Origin of the sequence: Paraburkholderia sp. BL9I2N2 (assembly GCF_004339745.1) — a bacterium.
In the GTDB taxonomy this organism is placed as follows: domain Bacteria; phylum Pseudomonadota; class Gammaproteobacteria; order Burkholderiales; family Burkholderiaceae; genus Paraburkholderia.
Genome location: NZ_SMGP01000001.1, coordinates 4,485,200 through 4,504,162, shown reverse-complemented (window position 1 = coordinate 4,504,162; position 18,963 = coordinate 4,485,200). Strand labels below are relative to the sequence as shown.

General features: G+C 64.3%; 17 protein-coding genes. All 17 read right to left on the bottom strand.

Annotated features, from left to right (window positions below; all coding sequences use genetic code 11):
- Positions 1-73: 73 nt before the first annotated feature.
- Positions 74-2,176: a flagellar biosynthesis protein FlhA gene (gene flhA, locus B0G74_RS20510; protein ID WP_132376590.1), complete on the bottom strand. Its 2,103-nt coding sequence runs from the start codon at positions 2,174-2,176 to the stop codon at positions 74-76.
- Complete coding sequence (flhB, locus tag B0G74_RS20505) at positions 2,173-3,396, bottom strand: flagellar biosynthesis protein FlhB (RefSeq protein WP_132376589.1); 1,224 nt, start codon at positions 3,394-3,396, stop codon at positions 2,173-2,175. The genes flhA and flhB overlap by 4 nt, the downstream gene beginning before the upstream one ends.
- 356 nt (positions 3,397-3,752) lie before the next feature.
- Entirely contained in the window at positions 3,753-5,042 is a 1,290-nt protein-coding gene (locus B0G74_RS20500; protein ID WP_132376588.1) for a DUF3443 domain-containing protein, read from the bottom strand.
- Positions 5,043-5,057: 15 nt separating this feature from the next.
- Entirely contained in the window at positions 5,058-5,603 is a 546-nt protein-coding gene (locus tag B0G74_RS20495; RefSeq protein WP_132377018.1) for a DUF2844 domain-containing protein, read from the bottom strand.
- A gap of 289 nt (positions 5,604-5,892) precedes the next feature.
- Entirely contained in the window at positions 5,893-6,603 is a 711-nt protein-coding gene (gene cheZ / locus B0G74_RS20490) for a protein phosphatase CheZ (protein WP_132376587.1), read from the bottom strand.
- A gap of 1 nt (position 6,604) precedes the next feature.
- Positions 6,605-7,000: a chemotaxis response regulator CheY gene (cheY, locus tag B0G74_RS20485; protein ID WP_095417937.1), complete on the bottom strand. Its 396-nt coding sequence runs from the start codon at positions 6,998-7,000 to the stop codon at positions 6,605-6,607.
- A 75-nt stretch (positions 7,001-7,075) separates the two neighbouring features.
- Complete coding sequence (locus B0G74_RS20480) at positions 7,076-8,164, bottom strand: chemotaxis response regulator protein-glutamate methylesterase (protein WP_165923885.1); 1,089 nt, start codon at positions 8,162-8,164, stop codon at positions 7,076-7,078.
- Positions 8,165-8,169: 5 nt separating this feature from the next.
- A complete protein-coding gene (gene cheD / locus B0G74_RS20475) occupies positions 8,170-9,006 on the bottom strand; it encodes a chemoreceptor glutamine deamidase CheD (protein ID WP_132376585.1) in 837 nt (278 codons plus the stop codon).
- The gene (locus B0G74_RS20470; protein WP_132376584.1) at positions 9,003-9,953 is read right to left on the bottom strand and encodes a CheR family methyltransferase; all 951 of its coding nucleotides are present in this window, start codon (positions 9,951-9,953) and stop codon (positions 9,003-9,005) included. Before B0G74_RS20470 ends, cheD begins: the two co-directional genes overlap by 4 nt.
- A 204-nt stretch (positions 9,954-10,157) precedes the next feature.
- Positions 10,158-12,026, bottom strand: a complete 1,869-nt coding sequence (locus B0G74_RS20465; RefSeq protein ID WP_132376583.1) for a methyl-accepting chemotaxis protein — start codon at positions 12,024-12,026, stop codon at positions 10,158-10,160.
- Positions 12,027-12,068: 42 nt separating this feature from the next.
- Complete coding sequence (locus tag B0G74_RS20460; protein WP_074762485.1) at positions 12,069-12,605, bottom strand: chemotaxis protein CheW; 537 nt, start codon at positions 12,603-12,605, stop codon at positions 12,069-12,071.
- 63 nt (positions 12,606-12,668) lie between these two features.
- Complete coding sequence (gene cheA, locus B0G74_RS20455; protein ID WP_132376582.1) at positions 12,669-14,954, bottom strand: chemotaxis protein CheA; 2,286 nt, start codon at positions 14,952-14,954, stop codon at positions 12,669-12,671.
- An 88-nt stretch (positions 14,955-15,042) separates the two neighbouring features.
- Positions 15,043-15,420 (bottom strand): response regulator, encoded by a 378-nt coding sequence (locus B0G74_RS20450; protein WP_132376581.1) that lies wholly within the window; start codon positions 15,418-15,420, stop codon positions 15,043-15,045.
- Positions 15,421-15,504: 84 nt separating this feature from the next.
- Positions 15,505-16,512, bottom strand: a complete 1,008-nt coding sequence (gene motB, locus B0G74_RS20445; protein WP_132376580.1) for a flagellar motor protein MotB — start codon at positions 16,510-16,512, stop codon at positions 15,505-15,507.
- Positions 16,513-16,533: 21 nt separating this feature from the next.
- Complete coding sequence (gene motA, locus B0G74_RS20440) at positions 16,534-17,394, bottom strand: flagellar motor stator protein MotA (protein WP_013340867.1); 861 nt, start codon at positions 17,392-17,394, stop codon at positions 16,534-16,536.
- 214 nt (positions 17,395-17,608) lie between these two features.
- Entirely contained in the window at positions 17,609-18,169 is a 561-nt protein-coding gene (gene flhC, locus B0G74_RS20435; RefSeq protein WP_132376579.1) for a flagellar transcriptional regulator FlhC, read from the bottom strand.
- Positions 18,170-18,220: 51 nt separating this feature from the next.
- Positions 18,221-18,541 (bottom strand): flagellar transcriptional regulator FlhD, encoded by a 321-nt coding sequence (flhD, locus tag B0G74_RS20430; protein ID WP_013589958.1) that lies wholly within the window; start codon positions 18,539-18,541, stop codon positions 18,221-18,223.
- Positions 18,542-18,963 lie beyond the last annotated feature (422 nt).

The window sequence follows — 18,963 nt, the reverse complement described above, 5'->3', positions numbered from 1 at the left end:
AAATGAAAACCGGCGCTCGATGAGCGCCGGCAAGAGACATTGGCCGGGAGCAGGCCGCGGTGAGCTGGCCGCGTCAGCCGTGCGCGCCGATCAGATTCACCACCTTGATATTGCGCGTGTCGGGCACTTCCGCATACGACAGCACCTTCAGCTGCGGCAGGCTGCGGCGCAGGAAACGCGCGAGCATCGGCCGCAACGCGTGCTGCACGAGCAGCACGGGCGCGAGCCCGAGGTTCTGCTGACGCGTCATCGCCTTCTGGGTTTCGTTCAGCAGCGTGTGCGCAAGGCCCGGCTCGAGACCCGGATTGGAGCCGGTCGAGAGCGCCTGCGAGAGCACCCGCTCGAGATTCGAATCGAGGCCCATCACCTGCATGTCGCCAATGCCCGGGAACCACTGCTGCGTGATCGCGCGACCTAGCGCGAGGCGCACGGCGGCGGTGAGATCGTGCGCGTCGGTGATCTTCGGCGTGTGTTCGGAGAGCGCTTCGAGGATCGTGCGCATGTCGCGAATCGGCACCCCTTCTTCCAGCAGGTTTTGCAGCACCTTTTGCAGCGTGGTGAGCGGCAGCGACTTCGGCACCAGATCGTCGACCAGCGACGGCGTGTCCTTCTGCATCCGCTCGAGCAGCGCCTGCACTTCCCGGCGGCCGAGCAGTTCCGACGCGTGCGTGACCACGAGGTGATTCAGGTGCGTCGCCACCACAGTGCTCGAATCGACCACCGTGTAGCCGTACACCTGCGCCTGTTCGCGCAGGTTCGTATCGATCCAGATGGCCGGCAAGCCGAAGGCGGGATCCTGCGTCGGCGTGCCCGGCAGAGCGGCGGAGACCTGGCCTGGATTGATCGCCAGCCACTGGCCCGGATACGCTTCACCGACGCCCACTTCGACGCCCTTGAGCGCGATGCGATAGCCGTTCGGCCGCAACTCCAGGTTGTCGCGGATATGAATGACCGGCGGCAGAAAGCCGATTTCCTGCGCGAACTTCTTGCGGATGCTCTTGATCCGCTTGAGCAGTTCGCCGTCCGAGTTCTTGTCGACGAGCGGAATCAGCCGGTAGCCGACTTCGAGGCCGAGCGTGTCGATCATCGTCACGTCGTCCCAGCTCGCTTCGGTGTTTTCGACCGGCGCCATCGCCGCCGGCGCGACATCGACGAGTGCCGTGGTGTTCTTGCGATCGTCGGCGCGCTTTTTCATCGTGCGGCCGAGCTGGATCAGACCGCCGCCGAGAATCAGAAACGCGAAGTGCGGCATGCCCGGAATCAGGCCCATCAGCACGAGAATGCAGCCGGTGATCACCAGCACGCGCGGATTCGTGAACAACTGGCCGGTAAGCTGCGTGCCGATGTCCTCGTTGGTCGCGACGCGCGAGACGATCACACCGGCCGCCGTCGAAATCACCAGCGACGGAATTTGCGCGACGAGGCCGTCACCGATCGTCAGCAGCGTGTAGTTCTTGCCCGCGGACGCGAAGTCCATGCCGTGCTGGACCATCCCGACGATCAAGCCGCCGACGATGTTGATCACCATGATCAGTAAACCGGCGATCGCATCGCCGCGCACGAACTTGCTCGCGCCGTCCATCGAGCCGTAGAACTCGGCTTCCTGCGAGACTTCGGCGCGGCGCTTCCTGGCCTGTTCTTCGTTGATGAGGCCGGCGTTCAGGTCGGCGTCGATCGCCATCTGCTTGCCGGGCATCGCATCGAGCGTGAAGCGCGCGGACACTTCCGCGATCCGCCCCGCGCCCTTGGTGATCACCATGAAGTTGATCACCATCAAAATGATAAAGACGACGATACCGACCGCGAAGTTGCCGCCCACGAGGAAGTGGCCGAACGACTCGATCACCTGGCCGGCCGCGTCGGGACCGGTGTGGCCTTCGAGCAGCACGACCCGCGTGGACGCCACGTTCAGCGAGAGGCGCAGCAAGGTCGAGAACAGCAGCACGCTCGGGAATGCGGCGAAGTCGAGCGGCTTCATCGTGTACATGCTGACGAGCAGCACCATCACGGACAGCGCGATGTTGAAGGTGAACAGCAGATCCAGCAGGAACGGCGGCAACGGCAAAATCATCATGCCGAGGATCATGCAGATCAGCACCGGCCCGGCGAGGGCGCGTAAATTGGTGCTGCTCAAGGCATCCGGCCGTCGGGCGAGGAAACCGGCGCGAGCGTTCATGCGGAGGCTCCTGAAGCGTCGTCGTTATCTGGGTTGACAGCGGGGTTGAGCGTGTCGGCGGCTTCCTGCTCGGCTTCGTCGTCCGATACGCCGCCCTTGTCGAGTTCCGCGGGCACGTCGAGTTCGGTCGGTGCGAGCGGCACGTCGCCGCCTTCGGTCTTGAAGCGCCGCAACTGGTACACCCACGCGAGCACTTCGGCGACCGCGCCATACAGCGGGCCCGGAATCTCGCGGTTCAGTTCGACGTTGTGATACAGCGCCCGCGCGAGCGGCGGCGCTTCCAGCAACGGCACGTTGTTTTCGGCGGCGATTTCGCGAATTCGCGCCGCCACGAGGTTCACGCCTTTGGCGACCACCTTCGGCGCGCGCATCTCGCCGTCGGTGTATTGCAGCGCCACGGCGAAGTGCGTCGGGTTGGTCACCACCACGTCGGCCTTCGGCACGTTGGTCATCATGCGGCGACGGGCAATCGCGCGCTGCTGCTGGCGAATCCGGCCTTTGACGTGCGGATCGCCTTCGCTTTCGCGGTGTTCGCGCTTCACTTCTTCCTTCGTCATGCGCAGCTTCTTGTGGAATTGCCACAGTTGATACGGCACATCCATCGCGGCGACGACGAACATGCCCGCCACCGTCATGCCGCAGCACACGGCGATCAGATGCACGGTGTTGGCAAGCGCGAGATGCAGCGGCTGGGTGGCCAGCGCGAGAATCTCCTCGCGGCGATTCCAGACCGCGGTGCCGCCGATCACGCCCACCACCAGCGTCTTCGCGAGCGACATGCCGAGCTGGATCGGTCCGTTGATCGAAAATATCTTGCCGAGGCCGGCGATCGGATTGAGGCGGTTGAACTTCGGTTCGAGGCCTTTCGCCGACAACTGCCAGCCGCCCAGCGCCATCGGTGCGAACAAGGCGGCCGCGCCGGTGAAACCGAGAATCGGCAACAGCGCGTAGAGCCCTTCGCGGCTCGCCACGCCCGCGCCGATCATCATGCGGCGGGTTTCGAACGCGCTGGCGTGATCGAACGTGAAGGCCGCGCGCAGCATGCTCTGCAAATGTTCGCCGATGCTGCCGGACATCCCCCACACGCCGAAGAAGCCCGCCGCCAGCAGGGCAAACGTGGACAGCTCCCGCGAACGCACGATCTGCCCTTCCTCGCGCGCCTTCTGCAGGCGCCGGGGAGTGGCTGATTCGGTTTTTTCGAGGTCGCTATCCTCTGCCACAAAAGCTCTCCAGTCGGCTGAGGCACGGCGCCTCTTTCCAGTGAGAGCGATTATTCCCGCTCGACGCAAGCACCGATCGGCGGATAAGGGCGGAGAAAGGGGGGTATTTCGAGGGATGGAACAGCCGGGAAGCCGGCCGGTCGGGCTTGCTGGCTGCGCCGCGACGAGACTGTGTGGTCGACGCGAGCGTGCCGGGACGGCGCGGCGTGCTCAGTGTAAGCGCGCCGGCGCGGGCAGGTTTTCGCGGCCGATCAGTGATCGATCCGCGCAAAGCCACCGCTCGCGGCCGGACCGGACGCTCGCGCAGGTCTCGCGCGAGCGTCGGTCCCGCCTCAGCCTTCAGTGCGGCGCTTCGATCAGAACGCCACGAAAGGCGCCTGACCGCCGTTCGCGGTTTGATCGATGCCGTAGTACACGTGGCGGCCGTAGAAGAACGGCAAGCCCAGATCGAAGCTGCTGTTGCCGCCGATCTGCCCTGCCAGGTCGTTGAACGCGTAGTTGCTGCCGTTGCCGAACAGCGTCGACGCACTCAGGATGCCGATGCTGGCGCTCGCCTGCGTGTTGTTCAGCCCGACCAGCGTCAGCGTCCGCGTTTGCGCCGACGACGGGCAGTAAAAGCCCGCGAAGTTGCTGCCGCACTGCGCGAGGGAGCTATCGCCGAAGAAGTAGGCGTTCGAGCCCGAATCGAGGAAGGCTTGCACCGTCGTGCCGTTGAACACGCTGTTGTCCAGGTCGCCGAAAGCGTCGGTGGTAAAGACCTGGACCCCGGTGAGCGCATTGTTCGACTGCGTGCCGACACCGAACACCAGTGTGCCGGTTGCCGACGGCGCGCCGGTATTCGACACCGGCGGCATCTGCACGATCACGCCGTTCTTGTCGACCGGGAAGAACGGGACCGGATTGGCCACCTGCTGCGCGAGCGGCACCGCCGTGCGGGCGCAAGACGCGCCGTTCGGACAGGCGAAGTAATTGCTGAAGTTGGCCGCCGTCCCAGCATCCACGCAGGTCACACCGCAATCGGTAGGCGACGTGCCAATGCCGAGAATGCCGTTCGCGCCGAGATCGCTGGCGGTGTTTTCGTCCGAGCCGTTGCCGCAACTGCTCGTGGGCACCGTGCTCGAATCCTTGTCGCCGATGATCTGCATCGGAATCGCCGCCGTCGTTCTCTCGCCGCCGATCGCGATGGTCGCGGTGCGCACCGTGCCCCACGTGAAGCCATCCGCGAACGTCGCGCACTCGGCAAGCTGCGCGCCGCCGACGGTGCTGACCGGCAACGCACTGAGCAGCGAGCCGTTGAAAGCCGAACTGACCACGCGCAGTCCGTACGAACCCGTATCGACCTGGATATTGTTAATAGTCTGACAATTCGAGGTCGAGCCGGGCGCGCAAACCGTCACACTGACCGTCGGGATATTGACGATGCCGGTCACGCCCCGGCCGACCGTGATGGGCACGGTGTTCGCCGCGTTCGCGGCGATTGGCTGCTGGGTCGGGCTCGGCGGCAGCGAGCCGCCGTTCAGCGCGTTCGACGAATTGTTATTGGAATCGCCACCGCCGCCGCATGCAACGAGCGCCGACACCAACGCCAAGGCCGCGACGGCCTGCATCCAGCCCTTGAGCTTCACAGCAATATGCTTGGTTCGCATGTTTCGTCCTCGCTATTACTGGATGTCTGAACCGCTGACGCCGGCGGGCAGCGCCGGGGGCAGCCACGCCTGGCCGTTGAACGAGCCCATATGGCCCCCGGAGCGCACGACGAGGCCGCTCTGGTCGACCGAGACAGGGCCGCGGCCGCCGCCGCGCGCCGCGCGCACCGCCTTCACGCCGGCCACGTACTGCGGGAAATAGCTGCCGAGCAGATCGTTCAGATCCGGCATTTGCGGGCCGCGCCATGCAATGCCGAAGACGGAGCCGTTCGCGGCGAGATATTCGCGGACCACGGTGCCGTTGCCGAGCGCCGTCTCACGCACGGTGTAGGACGGGGAAGTGGAAGTGGAAGACGCAGCGTTCGATGCTGAACGCATCACGCCCTGCGCCGCATTGGCGGCGCTGCTGCCGGGCTGGATGGTACGAGTTGAAACTGACGAGCCCGTGGGCGGCGTCATGGGGGCGCCGCCCAGTCCCGCATGAGCGGACTGCACGGCGATGAGCGAACATGGCAAGGCAAGCGCCGTAACGATCCCGGCGCGGCGTACACAACTCCACATGACGAGGCTCCTCCCGAGCTGCTGCTCGATTCGCACGTCGTGCAAACCGGCTGCATGTGTGCAGATCATACGGCACCGCTGCGGTTGCACTGCGGAGGGTTTTTCCCCATCGTGCTACCGACCGGTGTGTGTCGTCACCGGAGCGCCGTGCCGCTGCTTGAGCTCGTAGTATGCCTGTGGTTTGTGTCGGTAGACAGCAAGCCGGCGCGGGCGCGCGGCTTGCTATGCGTACTGGTTCGATCTGGCGCGCCCATGGCGGGCCGCCGCGACGTGCTATGACCCCGGCAGGTCAGAAGCCGAGGCTTGCCAGCAGATCGTCGACTTGCGACTGGTCCTGCACCACGTCCGTTTTACCTTCCGGATTCATCTGCGGACCGTTCAGCAGATGTTCGGGGCTGCCGGTCGGCGAGACTTCGGCCGCCAGCGCCGCCGCGTTCGCCGCGAACTGCTCGCGCCGTTCGAGCGCGATGTTCTCGACCAGCACGCCGAGCAACTGCTGCTCGATCAGGTACACGACATCCGTGATCTTTTTGATGACCTGGCCGGTCAGATCCTGGAAGTCCTGCGCCAGCATGATCTCCATCAGCTGCGAGTTGGTCGCGCTGGTCGCGTCGGGCACACCGCGCAGGAAGGTCCGCGTGTCGTTCATCAGCGCGCGCACTTCCTCGCGCTCGATCGGCGCCGCATACCACTGCTCCCAACGCGCGTCGAGTTCGCCCGCGTCTTTCCGCAGCTGCTCCTGGATCGGCTTGGCGACGTCAATTGCGGACAGGACGCGCTCGGCGGCCTGCTCCGTCATATTCGCGATGTATTTCAGACGGTCGCGGGCATCGGGCACGGCTTCGGCCGCACGCTCGACATGCTTGTCGAGCCCGAGCTCGCGCATCGAGTCACGCAGCGTGCGCGTCAGTTGTCCAATGCGGGCGAGGATGCGGTCGGACGCGAAGTCGCCGCTCTCGTTGACCGCGTCGGCGCCTTGCGCGTTGGTCGGCAGATTCACATCAGCTCCCGGTCTTGGCCATCTTCTCGAGAATCTTGTTGAGCTTCTCGTCGAGCGTCGCGGCCGTGAACGGCTTGACGACATAACCGCTCGCGCCGGCCTGCGCCGCCGCGATGATGTTTTCCTTCTTCGATTCAGCCGTCACCATCAGCACCGGCAGGTGCGTGAGGTTGGCGTCGGCGCGAATTTCCTTCAGCATGGCCAGACCGTCGAGGTTCGGCATGTTCCAGTCGGAGATCACGAAGTCATACGTACCTCCGCGCAAACGCGCGAGACCGGCCTGACCGTCTTCCGCCTCGTCGACGTTCGAGTAGCCGAGCTCTTTGAGAAGATTGCGAACGATCCGGCGCATCGTCGGAAAGTCGTCAACAACCAGAATCTTCATTCCCTTATCCATTTCATTCCCTTTGCTTGATCCATGGTGCGGCGCCTGTCCGCCTCAAACTAACGCCTCAAATCCTACCGGCGCGCATCATACCCGTTGAACGCGGTCGCCCATTGCCGAGAGACGCGCCATCACGCGCCGGCTCATTTCCGGCAACGCTGCGATCTCGTCCGCCGCGCCGAGCGCAATCGCTTCACGCGGCATGCCGAACACGATACAGCTCGCTTCGTCCTGCGCAAGGGTGTACGCCCCTGCTTTTTTCATGTCCAGCAGTCCGGCGGCGCCGTCGCGCCCCATCCCGGTCAGAATCACGCCGACCGCGTTCTTGCCCGCATGCTGCGCGGCCGAACGGAACAGCACGTCCACCGACGGACGATGCCGGTTCACCGGCGGCTCGTCCGACAGGTGAGCAATATAGTTCGCGCCACTACGGGCAAGCAACAGATGAGCGTGCCCAGGCGCGATATACGCATGTCCGGGCAGCACGCGTTCGCCGTGCTCTGCCTCTTTAACGGTAATCCGGCACAAACCATTGAGGCGTTGTGCAAAAGATTTTGTGAAGCCCGGCGGCATATGCTGCGCGATCAGCACCGCGGGTGCGTCCGGCGGCAGCGGCACCAGCACTTCGCGGATCGCTTCCGTGCCGCCCGTCGACGCGCCGACGATGATCAGCTTCTCGGTACTGAGCAGCGGATTGTTGAAGAGCGGCGCGGCGCCGACCGGCGCCTGCGCGGCCTGCGCCGCCGCGTGCTGCGCAGGCGCGGCCTGGCGCACGCGTGCGCGAGCGGCCGCGCGAATCTTGTCGGCGAGCTTTTCCGAGTAATCGAGCATGCCGTCGCGAATGCCAACCTTCGGCTTGGTGACGAAGTCGACCGCGCCGAGTTCCAGCGCGCGCAGCGTGATTTCGTTGCCGCGCTCGGTCAGCGACGAGACCATCACGACCGGCATCGGCCGCAGACGCATCAGCTTCTCGAGGAAGTCGAGGCCATCCATACGCGGCATTTCGACGTCGAGCGTCAGCACGTCCGGATTGTGCTGCTTGATGAGTTCGCGCGCGACCAGCGGGTCGGGTGCGGTCGCCACCACCGTCATATCCGGCTGGCCATTGATGATTTCCGTCATCAGGCTGCGGATCAGCGCCGAATCGTCGACGCACAGTACTTTGATCTTTTGCACAGCGCTCACGCCTCCTCTGTAGTTCTGGCGTTGTTTGAATTAAGCGGGCGCGGGCCTGCGCCGAACAGTTCGATGCGCGGCTTCGCTGCGCCCGGACTGCCCGCTGCGGTAGCCGCTGTTCCCGCTGCCGCGCCCGCAGACGAGCCGAACAGCTCGATCTTCGGGCGGGCGGTGGCGGGCGTCGAAAACAGTTCGACCTTGGCTCTCGACGCGGCCGGCGTCGAGAACAGTTCCACCCGCTTGCGCGCCGCGGCGAGCCGCTCGGCGCGCGCTTCGGCGCTTTGCCGCATCAGCGCCTGTTCGCGCTCGGCCACGCCCGCTTCCTGCTGCAGGCGCAACTTCTTCACCATCACCTGGCCCGTGCGCGGCATGAACGCCACCTTGCGCGGATGCGAGCCCTGCAAGTCCTCGGCGACAATGCGGATTTTTTCCAGCGCCAGATAGCGGCGCACGAACTCCGAGTTGCGGTCGCCAATGTTCATCGTCGTCATGCCGGCTAGCACCGCGCCGCCGCCGAACACCTTGGCTTCGAAGCGCTCGCGCCGGCCGCCGGCCTTGATCAATTCATTGATCAGCACTTCCATCGCGTAGGCGCCGTAGCGCATCGAATCCGATGCGGCCTGCGCGACGTCCGCGCCGTCGTCGGGCAACATGAAGTGATTCATGCCGCCGATACCGGCCGTGCGGTCCTGGATGCAGGCCGCGACGCACGAGCCCAACACGGTGACCAGCACCATGTCTTCGTGCGTGGTGTAAAACTCGTTCGGCAACAACTTCACGCCGGGGCGCTGGAAGTGGTTGTCGAAATACAGATTGGTGGCGATCGGCAGGGCGCTGCTCATACGGTCACCCCGTTCGTCGTGTGATGCGCCGCCGTTGCCGTCGCGCGCGCCGGCGTGCGCACGCCGGTCGCGTCACGCGTCAGCTCGTAGACGGTCTGGCCGCGCAGCTTGAACGCCTGCGTGACGTACGTGAAGTTCTCCGAGTGGCCGGCGAACAGCAGGCCGCCCGACTTCATCAGCGGTTCGAAGCGCGCGAGCACTTGCGCTTGCGTCGGCTTGTCGAAATAGATCATCACGTTGCGGCAGAAGATCGCGTCGAACTGCGAGCGCAACTGGTAATCGCGATCGGTGAGGTTCAGTTGCTCGAAGCGCACCAGCGCGCGCACTTCCGGGCGCACCTTGACCATGCCGGCATGCGCGCCGGTGCCCTTCAGGAAGAAGCGTTTCAGCCGCTCCGGCGAGAGATGCTTCACCTGATCGAACTGGTACGTGCCGGCTTCGGCCTTGGCCAGCACCTGGGTGTCGATGTCGGTGGCGAGCACCGAGGCCTGACGCGCGCCGCTGTCGCCGAGCGCTTCGATCAGCGTCATCGCAATCGAGTACGGCTCTTCACCGGTCGAAGCCGCCGAGCACCATACCGAAACCGGCTGCGGACGGCGCGGCACGAATTCGGCGAGGATCGGAAAGTGATGCGCCTCGCGGAAAAACGCCGTCAGGTTGGTGGTCAGCGCATTGGTGAAGGCTTCCCACTCGGCCGGATCGTTTTCCGCTTCGAGCAGATCGAGATACTGCTTGAAGGTGTCGAGCCCGCGGGCACGCAGACGGCGCGCCAGACGACTGTACGCCATGTCGCGCTTGTGATCCGACAGCGAAATGCCCGCGCTGCGGTGAATCAGTTCGCGAATGCGAGCGAAGTCCGCCGACGTGAATTCGAAGTCCCGTGCCTGCTCACCGGATCTAACCGGCTCTGCCCCAACGGGACGTTGCTGTGCGCGCGTTGCCATCATGAAAGTTCCTGCCTGCGATACGAGCCATCCCGCTTTCCTGCCAAGGCATCGCCTCGAAAAGAAGGGATTGTGTTCGCGGGGTCGCGCCCGCCCGCGAGCTTCTCCAACACGCAGTCGGCCCGCGACACGCTGATAAAGCGTGCTTCGATGATTCGCTCCTCATGGAGCGAGATGCCGAATGACCGCATGTCTTTGTGCCACGTCCTAGAATGTTTCCCAGTCCGCGTCCGAGCCCGCCGAGGCCGCGCTTGCCGCGACCGGACGTGCTGCGGATTCGGATCCCGCACGGGCCGTCTTCGGCTTCAGCGCCGGTTCGACGCGTGCGGCGCCGGCATCGTGACTGCCCGAAGCCGATGCTGTGTTTGCCGCCGGATGCGCCGTGCTAGCTGCCGGATGCGCTGCGCCGCCGTTCGCGGACGCATGCGGTGCGGCTTTGCCCGCCGGCTTGCTCTTGCTGCCGGTCACACGGGACGCCCCCGATTGCGAACGCGTTGCCGCCGCGCTCTTATTCACCGCGCCGCCGGCCACTTTCCAGCCGTTCACCACGGCCTGCAACTGACGCGTCTGATCTTCGAGCGAGGCCGCCGCGGCCGCCGCCTGTTCGACCAGCGCGGCGTTCTGCTGGGTGACTTCGTCCATCTGCACGACCGCGCGATTCACCTGTTCGATGCCGCCCGACTGCTCTTCGGACGCCGCGCTGATTTCGCCCATGATGTCGGTCACGCGGCGCACGGCCTGCACGATCTCGTCCATCGTCGTACCGGCGCGGCCGACCAGTGCCGAGCCGCTTTGCACCTTGTCGACGGAGTCGCCGATCAGTTCCTTGATTTCCTTCGCGGCACTCGCGCTGCGCTGCGCGAGGCTGCGCACTTCGCCCGCCACCACCGCGAAGCCGCGGCCCTGTTCGCCGGCGCGCGCGGCTTCGACCGCCGCGTTCAGCGCGAGAATATTGGTCTGGAAGGCAATGCCTTCGATCACGCCGATGATGTCGACGACCTTGTTCGAACTGCTCGCGATGTCCTGCATGGTCGTGACGACCTGGCTCACCACGTCGCCGCCGCGCGTGGCGATGTCGGAGGCATTGACGGCCAGCTGGCTCGCCTGACGCGCGTTCTCGGCGTTCTGCCGTACCGTGCCGGTCAACTGCTCCATGCTCGACGCGGTTTCCTGCAACGAGGCGGCCTGTTGTTCGGTGCGCTGCGACAGGTCGGTGTTGCCCATTGCGATTTCGCGCGCACCGGTGTCGATCGATTCCGTGCTGCTGTGAACCGCCCTCACCATCGTCGACATGCTGTCCTGCATGCGCTTGATGCCGGCGAACAGCCGCCCGATTTCATTGCGGCTGAAGACGTTGATCGATTCGGACAGATCGCCCGAGGCGATGCGCTCGAAGCACGCCGTCGCGTCGGCGAGCGGCTGCACGATCAGGCCGCGCAGCGCGAAGCGGATGCCCACCACCACCAGCAGCGCGAGCACGGTGACGGCGATGATCAGCGTCGTCATCAGCGAGATGTTCGATTGCGCGCTCGCCTGCTGATCCACAGCGTGCTGCTGCAAGCTCTTGACGACAGCGGACGCGGCGTTGTCGTAAGACACGAACCACGGGCTGATCTTCGTATCCGCGATCGCGTGGTAGGCGGCCAGATCGTTCGCGCGCAGCGCGGCGAACTCCGGCTCCAGGCCGTCACGCATCAGCGCCGTGCGACGCGCCAGCAGTTCGTCCAGCTGCGCTTGCTCGACGCCGTTCTTGGGCGCGTCGAGATACGCCTGCCAGCTTTGATTGCCCTTACCGTACAACTCCTGCGCACGATCGAGCACCTTCTTCGCCTGCTCCGTGTCGCCCGACGCGCTCAACGCGTTGAAGCGATCCAGCGACACGCGCGAGCGCAGCAGGTACGACGAAGCATCGTCGAGTGCATGGATGGCGGCCAGATCGCCGCGCGCAATGCGGTCGAGCGACTGGCTCGCGCGATTCAGCGCGGTCAGCCCAAGCACGCCGACCGCCACGGTCAGCGCGACCAGAATGATCCCCACCATCGTCAACGACGTGCGAATCGACCACCTGCTCAGCATTTAGATGCTCCCTGTCCCAATCGTTTCGTGAAGGCTGCCGCGTTAGACGCCGAGCGTTTCGATCAGCGCCATTTCGCGGCTGGTCATGAGCTTCTCGATGTCCATCAGGATCAGCATGCGGCCGTCGACGGTGCCCAGACCCGTGAGGTACTCGGTCGTCAGCGTGGCGCCGAATTCCGGCGCCGGCATGATCTGGTCGGTGGCGAGCGTGAGTACGTCCGAGACGCCGTCCACCACCATCCCGACCACGCGATGCGCGACGTTCAGGATGATCACCACCGTCTGGTGGTCGTACTCGACACGGCCCAGATGGAACTTGATGCGCATGTCGACGATCGGCACGATGATGCCGCGCAGATTGATCACGCCCTTGATGAACTCAGGCGCATTGGCGATCCGCGTCACGTTGTCGTAGCCGCGGATTTCCTGCACCTTGAGAATGTCGATGCCGTACTCTTCGGCGCCGAGCGTGAAGACGAGGAACTCCTGACCGCCGGCGTCTGCCTGCTGCGCGTCGCGGCGGCCATTCGTACCGCTCGCGTTCGCGACGCTCGAATTGATGGATTGGACTTCTGCCACGTTAGCCCCCAAACGGTTGGGATGAATTGAGTTGAGTAAGTGTTACGACGAGTGTGACGGACATCATGCGAGACTCATCGCGCCATGCGCGTGGCGCGTTTCGCGGTTCAGCGCCGCCACGTCGACGATCAGCGCGACGCTGCCGTCGCCGAGAATGGTCGCGGCGGAAATGCCGTGCACCTTGCGGTAGTTCGTTTCAAGGTTTTTCACGACCACCTGCTGCTGGCCCACCAGTTCGTCGATCAGCATTGCAAAGCGGCGCCCTTCCGTTTGCATGATGGTGACGATGCCTTGCGTCGGTTCCTGCTTCGCCCCTTCGACGTTGAACACTTCGTGCAACGCCACGAGCGGCAGATATTCACCGCGCACCCGCACCACGCGCTCGCCGTTGGCCACCGTGTAGATGTCCTCGGCTCGCGGCTGCAGCGACTCCATCACGAAGTTCAGCGGCAGAATGAAAATTTCGTTGCCGACCTTGACGGACATGCCGTCGAGAATTGCCAGCGTGAGCGGCAGCACGATGCGCGTGGTGCTGCCCTTGCCGGCGTGCGAAGTGATTTCCACGTGACCACCCATCGACTGGATGTTCCGCTTCACCACGTCCATGCCGACGCCACGGCCCGACACGTCCGTGACCTGCTCCGCCGTCGAGAAGCCCGGCAGGAAGATCAGGTTCCAGACTTCTTCGTCGGTCATGGTTTCGCTGACCTGCATGCCCTGCTTGGCCGCCTTCGCGAGAATCTTGTCGCGGCGCAGGCCCGCGCCGTCGTCGCTCACTTCAATGACGATGTTGCCGCCGTGATGCGCCGCCGACAGCACCAGTTGGCCGGTCGAATCCTTGCCCGCCGCGCGCCGCGCTTCCACGGTTTCGATGCCGTGGTCGAGACTGTTGCGCACGAGGTGAGTCAACGGATCGATGATCCGTTCGATGAGGCTCTTGTCGAGTTCGGTCGCCTGACCGAAGGTGACGAGTTCCACTTCCTTGCCGAGTTTCGCCGCCAGATCGCGCACCAGACGCGGGAAGCGGCTGAACACGTAATCCATCGGCATCATGCGGATCGACATCACCGCTTCCTGCAGATCGCGCGCGTTGCGCTCGAGCTGCGCCATGCCGTTGAACAGGCGGTCGTGCAGCGCCGGGTCGAACGTGCTGGTGGTTTCCGCGAGCATGGCTTGCGTGATCACCAGTTCGCCGACCAGGTTGATCAACTGATCGACCTTTTCGACGCCGACGCGAATCGAACTGCCTTCCGCGCCGCCCGCTGCCGCAGCCGGGCGTGCCGCCTTGCGGTCCTGCTCGGCGGGCGCGGCTGCGCTTGCCGCGCTGGCCTGAGCCGGCGCCGGTGCACTCGGCGCCGCCGCGGGTTGAGCCGCGGCATGCGCCGGCGCGGCCGGTGCGTCGAACAGGCCGTGCGCGGCGGTTAATGCGGGTGCAGCGGTGTCGGCCGCCGGTGCCGACGATGCTGCGTGGCCCGCGTGAGTTGCCTGTACTGCTTGCGCCGGAGACGAATCGGCAGCGTCGGGCGTTCCAGGTTCGCCTTGCTGCGCGTCGTCCGCCGGTGCGGTGCCGCGGCCGATCACGATCTGACTTTCGTCGATCACGAAACAGCACACGGCGATGATGTCGTCGGAGGTCACATCGGTCGCGAGCCACAGCGTCAGATCGCCGCCGCTCTTGACCTGCCCGACGATGTTGCCCAGGTTGCCGAGCTCTTCGGCCAGCAGTTCCTGGTCCTTCTCACCAACGCCCCGTAGCGTAATTTTCAGATGTGGGCCGGATTCTTCTCCGGCTCCCGTGGCTTGCCCGGTCTGTGCCGGTTCGCCGTCAATCCATTCACCCGCCGCCTGCACCGCCTGTTCGACGACGTGCTCCGGCGGGGTCCCGCCTTGTACTGCCTGTGCTGCAACTGGTGCCGCGCTCGCGACAACGGCCGCCGCAGCCGGCGCCGCGCCGTCGCGGCTCTCCGCGTTCAGGCGTTCGAGCTTCGCGCAGATTGCCTTCGCGGTGGCCGCGTCCGGCTCGGCGCTCGCGCGGTAATCGGCGAGCTGGCCGGACAACACGTCCTTGGTTTCGAGGAACGTGTCGATCATGTCCTTGCGCAGCACGAGTTCGTTATTGCGCGCGCGGTCGAGCAGCGATTCGAGAATGTGGGTCGTTTCCGTCAGCGCAGTAAAACCGAACGTTGCCGCGCCGCCCTTGATCGAGTGCGCCGCGCGGAAAATTGCCGCGAGGTCTTCAGGGTCCGGGTGGGCGATATCCAGATTGAGCAGCAACTGCTCCATCTGCGCGAGCAGTTCGTCCGCTTCGTCAAAGAACGTCTGATAGAACTGAGTGATGTCGAGTGTCATGCCTGGGTCACCGCGAGAGTTCCTGTCTTGGCTTGGGCTGCCGTGCCGCCGCGTCGAGAGCTTCTATAACTGGGTCTATGGGTAGTGCTTACGCGTGATCTGGCTCGGCTAGCGCCGCCACCAGTTCGGTCAGCATGTCCGGGTCGAGCGGCTTTTCGATCCAGCCGGTCGCGCCCGCAGCCCGCGCCGCTTCCTTGAACGGCTCGCCCGATTCCGTCGTGAGGACGAGGATGGGCGTGGCCTGGTAAGCCGGGTTGTTGCGCAGCGCGGCGATCAGATCGAGGCCGGTCTTGCCTGGCATGTACTGGTCGGTCAGCACGAGATCGAACGACATGGCGAGCGCGTTTTCGAGCCCTTCGTCGCCGTCCGCCGCGAGCGTCACCTCGTAGCCTGCCGTCGTCAGCGTGGCGGCGAGAATCTGCCGCATCGATGCCGAATCGTCGATTGCCAGGATGTGCCTGATCATGAAAACCTCGCTGCACGTACGCTATGGATCGCCCTTCCGTCCGCGCCGGCAGGGCGCATGAACGGGCGAGGCGATCGCTGTCTGTTACTGGGCCGCCGGCGCTGCCGCCGGCAACTTCGGTGCAACCGTTACCGGCTGCGCAAGCTTTTGCAGCAACGGCTTGGAGCCGGCTGCGTCGTCCGACAAGGTGGTCGTGGTGGAGTCGTCATGGTTCAGCGCCTCCTCCGACTTCTTGTTCAGCACGATGATGCTGATGCGGCGGTTCTCCGGATCCATCGGGTCCGCCTTGTTCAGGTTTTGCGTCGACGCGAGGCCGAGCACGCGCATGACCTTCGCTTCGTCCATGCCGCCGGCGATCAGCTCGCGGCGCGACGCGTTGGCGCGGTCCGCGGACAGTTCCCAGTTGCTGTAGCCCTTCTCGCCGCCGGCGTACTGCGCGGCGTCGGTGTGGCCCTGCACGATGATGCGGTTCGGCACGTCGTTCAGCGTGTGGCCGATTTCGCGCAGAATGTCGCGCATATATGGCTCGACCTGGTCTTTCGCAGTCGCGAACATGGGCCGCTTCTGCGAATCGACGATTTCGATGCGCAAGCCGGTCAGCGTGGAGTCGATGCGGATCTGCTGCTTGAACTGGCGCAGCACCGGATTCGCCTCGATCGCGGCCATCAGCTTGACCTGCAGATCGTGCAGGCGGACCTGCTCGCGACGTTCCAGCTCGCCCTGCAACTGCTTCATCGAATCTTCGTTGTTGTGCGAGACGCTGCGCTCGGAGCGGTTGTTCGAACCGTCGGTGGAGCGCGTCACGCCTTGCGCGTCGGTCGAGATATCGCGGCCGCCGCCCTTCAGAATGCTCGAGTCCTCGGCGCTGCGGTCGCCGCCCCACAGCGTGATCTTCAGCGGCTGGTTGAAGTAGTCGGCAATGCCCTTCAACTGCACCGTGGAGGCCGAGCTCAGCAGCCACATCAGCAGGAAGAACGCCATCATCGCGGTCATGAAGTCCGCATACGCGAGCTTCCAGGCGCCGCCGTGGTGACCTTTCTTGGCCGGCGCGGAGCGCTTGACGACAATGGCGCGGTCTTTGTCCTTGCTCATCGGTTCGGTTCCCGGCGCCCTTTACTTGGCCTTGACGCGGCGCACGTGCTCTTCCAGCTCGGCGAACGACGGGCGTTCGGTCGAGAAGAGCACCTTGCGGCCGAACTCAACGGCAATCGCCGGCGCGTAACCGTTCAGGCTGGCCAGAATCGTCACCTTGATGCACTGGAACATCTTGGTCGACTCGGTCACGCGCTGTTCGGCGACGCTCGCGAGCGGCCCGATCAGCCCGTACGAAAGCAGAATCCCGAGGAAGGTGCCGACCAGCGCCTGGGCGATCATCTCGCCGAGCACGGCGGGCGGCTTGTCGGCGGAGGCCATGGTGTGCACCACGCCCATCACCGCGGCCACGATCCCGAACGCCGGCATTGCGTCGCCGACCTTGGTCAGCGCGTGAGCGGGCGCTTCGCCTTCCTGGTGATGCGTCTCGATCTCCTCGTCCATCAGGCTTTCGATCTCGAACGCGTTCATGTTGCCGCCCACCATCAGACGCAGGTAGTCGGTCAGGAATTCGATGATGTGATGGTCGGCGAGAATCTTCGGGTACTGGGTGAAGATCGGACTCTTCGACGGATCGTCGATGTCCGCTTCCAGCGTCAGCGTGCCTTCCTTGCGCGCCTTGGCCAGCAGGACGTAGAGGAGCGCCATCAGCTCCATATAGACGTCCTTGTTGTACTTCGCGCCCTTGAACAGGGTTGGAATGACGCGCAGCGTGGCCTTGATCGTCTTCATTCCGTTACCCAGAATGAATGCGCCGACGCCGGCGCCGACGATCATCAGCACTTCAACGGGCTGCAGCAGCGCGCCGAGATGGCCGCCTTCCAGCGCGTAACCGCCGAAAACGGACAAAAGCGTCACGAGTGTTCCCACGAAAATCAGCACTGCCGAGCCCTCACAAAGAAGCGACGGTGACCGTCGTTAATCTGGTTTACGGCAACGAAGCGGAAAACTTTGGCGGAAAAGCGGCTCGTCGCTCCGGTGTAAACCAGAGGCGGATGCGGCCGGTCCGGCTGGACCGGGCGTCGCGCAGGCGGGCTGGAAGGCCCCCCGCATGGGAGATGGAAGGCGCACCGCGCACCGGCGGCCGCCTTCCGGGTCAAGCTTCGAGGGCGGCGAGGCTCTCGCGGGCTCGGGCGTCGGCAAACTTCTTTGTCTTACCGGCGCGCGAGGGCGGCTGGCACAGGCCGCAGACGAATGCGTGCTGCGGATCGTGCGCATGCGCGACAAAATGTCCGCCGCAGCGGCAGCAGGCGGTCATTTGCAGCATCCCGGAGTCGAAGAAGCGCACCAGCGTCCAGGCGCGCGTGAGACTGAGCACGGGCTCGTCGTCGTGCAACTGGACGTGTTCCAGGTACAGCCGGTAGCTCTTCACGATCGACTGGATCGTCAGGCAGCCGCCATGATCGGCCATGAACCGGTAGATGTTGTAGAACAGCGATGAGTGAAAGTTCGGCTGCCAGGTCATGAACCAGTCGGTCGAAAAGGGCAACATCCCCTTGGGCGGCGAGACCCCTTTCAGTTCTTTATATAGCTTGATGAGCCGGTCGCGCGACAGGCTGGTTTCCGCTTCCAGCAATTGCAAACGCGCGCCAAGCTCGATCAGTTCGATCGCCAGGGTAATTTCCCTGACTTCGAGCACAACACTTTTATAGGCCATCCGTTTGCGTTTTCCCCGTCCTGATCGCTTTGTTTGGAATGCAACGTGCCATCAGCCGAGTTGCTCGACTGGCTGGCTTGCCATCAGGATCGCGGAATGCGCCTGAGCCACGGCGCTGGATTTGCCTTTGTCCGCCAGAGCGGACAGCACGGCATGGTCGTCGAAACGGAAACGGCACAACACCTGATTGGACGCCGCCAGCTTGACGGTCTGCGCCAACGACAGATTGGCGAGCACATCGGCTAACTGGTCCGAAATCCCCATGCGAAACATGCCCATCGGCTTGTCTTCGCGCAGCAGTCGCTGGGCGAGCAGGAGATAAGACAGGTTAACTTCTCTGATCTCATTGAGCATATCGCTTGTCGCGCTCATGATTCCCCCGGGGTGTATCTGGCTGGTCAGGCCGTTACGGAAACGTTTGCTCGAACGCGCGCACTGAAACCGCACGAATCGGCTCGTTTCTGGTCTTGCGAGCATTGTGGCGAAAGGGGGAGCGGACGAAAATCGGACAGACACCCAGCCTTATTGACGGATTAATCCGTCATTCGTGTAGGAATTTTTCCTACAAAGGCGGGTCGGAGAGGGCTTGATGGAACCCCATAGGCGCAATTTAGAAACTTTCCGTGCGCATCGATGAGGTTGCTGGCAATGATGTGAACTAAATGGTGAGTCTGATTGACTCACGGTCCGCACCGTGCAGCGGTGAGGAGGAATTATAAGACGTTTTCACTTCTCTGCAACACGCCGCGTGTAGGAGCCGATCTCCACACCCCGGGCCCGCGCCTTGCTGATGG